This window comes from Streptomyces sp. NPDC033136 (assembly GCF_055578235.1).
Genome location: NZ_JBVIPD010000050.1, coordinates 1 through 5,381, shown reverse-complemented (window position 1 = coordinate 5,381; position 5,381 = coordinate 1). Strand labels below are relative to the sequence as shown.

The following is a 5,381-nucleotide window of genomic DNA, read 5'->3' as shown; positions in this document are numbered from 1 at the left end:
CACCATGGCCATCGGCCCGCGACCAGCCCGAGCATCGCGAACCCCGCGCATACCAGACCCGTGACCTGCAACGTCACGATGCACACTGCTCATTGTGGCCATCGTGCTCGGCATCATCGGTGTGGTGGCCAAGGGCCTGTTCTACCTGTTGGTCATCGGCGTGGTGGTTCTGGTCGCCGACCTCGTCCTCCTCGGCCTACGCCTGGGCCGCCGCCGCAGGCGCCTCCCCAGGTGACGCGGTCAGCCGGGCAAGCGCCCCACGGGCCGCCCGTCCGGGGACCGGACGCAGCGGGGGGTCGGAGCAGTCGTCGAGTCATCGCCCAGGAGTGGTCCGCCCCGTCCGCGACGGGGCGGAGGCGTCGGAGAGGTCGGCGCCGGTGTCGGCGTCCCGCTCGGAGTGGCCGACGCCGTGCCAGTCCAGGCACATGACGGTCGCGTCGTCCTGCAGGTGGCCGTGGTTGGCGTCGACTATCGCCGCGATGAGGGTGCGGGCGGCCTCGCGGGGATGCAGCGCGCGGGTGCGCACGATCAGGTCGGACAGATCGAGACTGTTGGCGTTGCGCTCCAGCATGCCGTCGGTCAGCATCACCAGCCGGTCGCCCGGCTGCAGGTCCAGCGACTGGACCCGGTAGGTGTGGGGGACCTGGAAGCCGAACGGCATATCGATCTTCGGAGTGATCTCCCGCACCTGGCCGTTCCGCATGCGCAGCGGCCAGGGATGGCCGGCGTTGATGAACTCGGCCCTGCCGTCGGTCAGGCTGATGCGCAGGAGCTGGCCGGTGACGTAGCTCTGGCGGCCGTGTTCACGCATGGCCTGGTCGGCCTGTCGGGCCTGTTCGGCGAGGTCGGCGCCGGCCCGCCGTGCCCGGCGAAGGGCGCCCACCAGGAGGGTGGCCAGCAGCGCGGCGTCGACATCGTGACCCATGGCGTCGGTGACGGAGAGCTGGACTGTATCCCGGTCGATCACGTAGTCGAAGGTGTCGCCCCCGACGTGGTCGGCGGGCTCCAGTGCCCCGGCCACCGCGAACTGCGCGGCCTCGCACGCCAGCGACGCCGGGAGCAGCCGGTGCTGGATTTCCGCAGCGAGGCTCAGCGGGCTGGTGCGGCGTCCCCACTGGTACACGTCGGTGTAGGACCGGTTGGCGATGACGATGTATGCCAGGGCGTGCGCGGTCTCGCCGATCTCACGCATCACCTCCGCGTCCGGCGCCGCGGGCAGGAAGAGTTCGAGGAGCCCGATGGCGTCCCCGCGGTTCGTCACCGGGGCGACGATCCGCACCAGCGCGCCCTCGCCCTTGTCCTCCACGCTCGGCCGCTGGGTGCGGATCACGTCGTCGTACAGGGTGCCTCGCAGCGAGATGCGCCGGGCGGGTTCATCGGTATCGATGCTGCCCGCCGCCCCCAGCCGTACGACCGAGCCACCGGTGAAGTCGGTGATGAGGAACGACACCGACGCGGCCCCGAGGCGCTCCTTGAGCATGCCCGCGACCACGTCGAGCGACTCCACAGGCGCCGCGGACTCCGCTGCGGCCAGCGTCTCCGCCAGGGTTATCTCCCTGCCCCGGCCACCCCCGTTCGCGGGAGTACGAGTGGTGTGCCCACCGTCCCCGTCAGGCCCGCGCACGGTCACGGTGACTCCTCGCTGCTCACTGCTGCTCAGGGCTCCGGCCCGGGGATGCGAGGGGCTGCGCCAAGCCCGGTGCCCGGTAGATGTTATTGCACCACAGAGCCTTTGAACGGATGCACGTATCGGCCGGCTGTTCGTCGAACGGCCCGGCCACCGTCGCCGTGTGGAGCGCCTGGACCTCGTAGTCATCCGGCCTACCAGAGTCCATGCCACGCTGGCACCGGAGACGACAAACAGTAGTGGGGCCCCGAGCGGTACGCCGTTCGGGCGCCCACCGTCGACGTCTCCCAGGGCCAGAAGGGCCCGCAGGCCGAGAACATCAACCCCGGCCTGACCTCGCAGCCTTGCCCGAGGGAGAGTGCACGCCGTGTCCGGTGACTGCCGCGGCCCGTGCCAGCCGTCCTTTCGGCCGAACAAGGGGGTGCTCTTGTGCCGGGCGCCGACAGGACCTGTGGCGCACAGGAGCAGGGCCGACCAGCAATGGCTGCGCGGCCCTGCTCCGTTGAAGTGCGTGCGTCCGGGGCGGCCCACCTCGGACGGGACCTTCCTGTACTCGGTCACATCAGGCGTTGTCCCGGGCTCGGCCGCCTCACCGTACCTGTCGCAGTTCATCGGCGACCAGGGTTGCTCGCAAGGTGCTGCAACACCGAACCGGAGGAGTAGGGGTACGAGGCCGGGGTGCGCGCCACGTGCCGACTCGGGCGCCGCATGCCCTGCGCGGATGCCTGGAGGAGCAGTCGTTCAGGCGCTGGTCCAGGCGTCGAGGAGGCTTTCCGCCCAGTCGAATCGTCCGACCTGCGGTCTGCGTGCAGGACGTGCCAGGCGGTGAGCTCGAGATCTCGGAGCCGCAGTTCGGCCGATGACCTGTGTCTTGAGGCCGGACAGATGGTCGGATTCGGCGAGGCCCCAAATCCGCCGCCCCGGATGCCCGATGGGTGGTCTGACTCGACAGGGCCTGAGTGAGTGGACGCCCGCCCGGGCTCCGCGCCGGACCCGCACCCCGAACAGGAGGGGCACCAGTGTGGCGTGTGATGTGCCTGCACGACGCCGACTGCTTTTCCATGCCCGGCTACCAACCTGGCATCGCCGCGCTCGCGGCCGGCCTGTGGTCTCCCCTCGCCACCCTGGCCCGTGATCGCGCTGACCTTGTGCGGTGCCCTGCCGGTCCAGGCGGCGGACGGCGCGCCGCGCGAGGCCAGAGGCCGCCACTGCCCACGGGGCCGCGGCGAACCGGCTTCAAGGGGGTAGGGGCGGTCAGCCGCAGGTACGGGAAGACCGGCTCATTCCCCGTGCGCAGGCTTCGTCAGCTCTGCGTTGAACTGAGCGCCGATCAGGAGGGACAGATTGGAGAGCCACAGCCAGACCAGGAACACCACGACGCCTGCCAGTGAACCGTACAGACGGTCATAGGTGCTGACCAGGGAGGTGTAGACGGCGAATCCGAGTGAGACGGTCAGCAGGAGCGCCACCGCCAATGTGCCGCCGGGCGCCATCCTCCGAACAGGGCGGGAGGATGCCGGTCCTGACCGGTACAGGACGAGCACCAAGGCGACGGCGACCGCGGCCACGACCGGCCACCGCAGCGTGTCCCAGGTGGCCTGGGGCCCGGTACCCAGACTCAGAGCCTGCCCCAGACGCCGGGCCAGGCCGCCGGTGAGCAACAACGCGAGGGTCGACGTCAGAAGCAGGGAGCTCAGGACGAGTGCCGTGGCGATGATGCGCGGAGCGGTACGCCAGACCGGCCGGTCCGCGCTGATCCGATGCATGGAGTACAACGCCCGGCGGAAGACGCTCAGATAACTGCATCCCGACCACAGGGCCCCCGCCCCTCCGACGAAGATCAGCGTCCATGCCGCCGTCGGCTGTGCGGCCATCTGCCGCAGGGTGCTGCGCAGCAGCGCGCGGGACTCGGCCGGGGCCGCCTGCGTCATGCGCTCAATGACCTCCGGCTTGGCCGTGGGCATGGTCAGACCCAGGATCGAGAGGATCACCAGCAGCAACGGGAACAGGGCCAGAACCGCATAGTAGGTCAGCGCAGCGGCCCAGTCCGTGACGTCGTCGTTCCAGACGGCCATCGGCGTCCGGCGCAACGCCACCCACCACCGAGCCGTGTGACCGTCTGCATCATCCATGACGCGGATGCTCTCACTCTTCGTCCGCGGGCCACCATCCAGCACTGCGGTGCGACAGAACCCGGCACGCGTGCCGGGGTTACCCGACGTGCTTGGGAAGGCGGGACGGTCGCGGGCGTCACGGCCCCTTGGCACCGCGCAGTGAACAGAGCGTGGAGACCTGTCCCCGTGCGCGAGGTGTCTCTATGACCGGCGCAGCGCAGTGTTCAGTGTTGCCCGGTCTCCACGAAACCCCCGTCCGAGTCGTCGTCCGTACCGAGTGCGGCGGCGGTCGGGTCGAATCCGGGCGGGCTGTCCTTGAGGCCCAGGCCGGCCAGCTTCGCCTTGACCTCGTCGATGGACTTCGCACCGAAGTTACGGATGTCCAGGAGGTCGGCCTCGGAGCGCGCGAGGAGTTCGCCCACGGAGTGGACGCCCTCGCGCTTGAGGCAGTTGTACGACCGGACGGTGAGCTCGAGCTCCTCGATCGGCAGGGCGAGATCAGCGGCGAGGGCGGCGTCCGTGGGGGACGGGCCCATGTCGATGCCCTCGGCGTCGATGTTGAGCTCACGGGCCAGACCGAACAGCTCGACCAGGGTCTTACCGGCCGACGCCATGGCCATCGGGGTGCTGATCACGGAGTAGGAGCCGCAGCCGGTGAGGTCACCACCTCCTTGCTTGACATCTCCCCGTCAATACCGGTCAGGAGGGGACGAATGTCAACGCCTTGTCAACCCGGGCAATCAAGTTGAGCATCGATTCGGCCGAAGCCATCCGGCAACGATCGAGTCATGCCGCTGTACTGGGATCGATGGGACGGTTGTGCAGTGCCGTCCCGGGCGGAGGTCTGACTCGTGAGATCTATGACCGAAGTGTCCAGTCACGGACCTGTCGACTGCCGTTGCGGGATGCTGCCTGCCACCGAGCCACAGGGCGTGTCCCCATAGGGGCCTTGCCGACGATCAGGCGCCATCACAGTTCAGACCGCCCGAGCAGCCCGGTGCCATCCAACAGCAAGTCACCACGCGGGAGGCGAACCACCATGACGACCCGACAGAGCAGCACCTCCTCAAGCACGGATCCGCCGGCCAGGCGCGAGGTCGTCCTGGGCGTGGACACGCACGGCGAGGTACACGTCGCCGCCGTGATCTCCTCGCTCGGGAAGATCTTAGGCACCGAGTCCTTTTCGGCCACGGCGGCCGGCTACCGACAGCTGCTCGTCTGGGCCCGCAAGCGGGGGACGGTGCGCCGGGCCGGCGTGGAGGGCACCGGCACCTTCGGCGCGGGCCTGTCCCGCTACCTGCTGTCCCAGCAGATTCAGGTGTTCGAAGTGAACCGGCCCGACCGCACGGCCCGGCGGCTGCTGGGGAAGTCGGACCCGCTGGACGCGCAGGCCGCCGCGCGAGCGGTGCTCAGCGGTCGCGCCCGGGCCCGGGCCAAGTCCGGCGACGGCCCCGTGCACAGCGCCCGGATCTACAAGCTGGCCAAAGACTCCGCGGTCAAGGCCCGCACCCAGGCGATCAACCAGCTCAAGGCCGTCCTGGTCATTGAGGGGCCTTGCGTTCTTCGGACAGGGACTTGACCGACTAAATCATGCAGCAAGACGCAATTTTTCGAAATCGGCGTGGACTTCGCGCGGCGGG

The 5,381-nt window shown here is 69.4% G+C and carries 4 protein-coding genes and 1 pseudogene; 2 read left to right on the top strand and 3 right to left on the bottom strand.

The annotated features are described in order from the left end of the window. Nucleotides 1-94 precede the first annotated feature (94 nt). Nucleotides 95-235 carry a hypothetical protein gene (locus ACZ5TL_RS39290; RefSeq protein WP_468595568.1) on the top strand — a complete coding sequence of 47 codons (141 nt, stop codon included), beginning with the start codon at nucleotides 95-97 and terminating at the stop codon, nucleotides 233-235. A gap of 78 nt (nucleotides 236-313) precedes the next feature. Here ACZ5TL_RS39290 and ACZ5TL_RS39285 read toward each other — a convergent pair whose 3' ends face one another. From ACZ5TL_RS39285 to ACZ5TL_RS39275, 3 genes and pseudogenes are all read right to left on the bottom strand, one after another. Then, nucleotides 314-1,552, bottom strand: a complete 1,239-nt coding sequence (locus ACZ5TL_RS39285; protein WP_468595569.1) for a PP2C family protein-serine/threonine phosphatase — start codon at nucleotides 1,550-1,552, stop codon at nucleotides 314-316. Between the two features lie 1,355 nt (nucleotides 1,553-2,907). Beyond that, nucleotides 2,908-3,759 (bottom strand): YihY/virulence factor BrkB family protein, encoded by an 852-nt coding sequence (locus ACZ5TL_RS39280; protein WP_468595567.1) that lies wholly within the window; start codon nucleotides 3,757-3,759, stop codon nucleotides 2,908-2,910. 206 nt (nucleotides 3,760-3,965) lie between these two features. Next, a pseudogene (locus ACZ5TL_RS39275) lies at nucleotides 3,966-4,358 on the bottom strand (DNA-directed RNA polymerase subunit alpha C-terminal domain-containing protein); the annotation flags it as partial. A 422-nt stretch (nucleotides 4,359-4,780) separates the two neighbouring features. Here ACZ5TL_RS39275 and ACZ5TL_RS39270 point away from each other — a divergent pair. After that, nucleotides 4,781-5,320, top strand: coding sequence for an IS110 family transposase (locus ACZ5TL_RS39270; RefSeq protein WP_468595566.1), 540 nt, complete (start codon nucleotides 4,781-4,783; stop codon nucleotides 5,318-5,320). Nucleotides 5,321-5,381 lie beyond the last annotated feature (61 nt).

Coding starts and splice junctions, on each gene's coding strand:
- ACZ5TL_RS39270 (WP_468595566.1), top strand. CDS start 4,781: ATGACGACCCGACAGAGCAGCACCTCCTCAAGCACGGATCCGCCGGCC.
- ACZ5TL_RS39280 (WP_468595567.1), bottom strand. CDS start 3,759: ATGGATGATGCAGACGGTCACACGGCTCGGTGGTGGGTGGCGTTGCGC.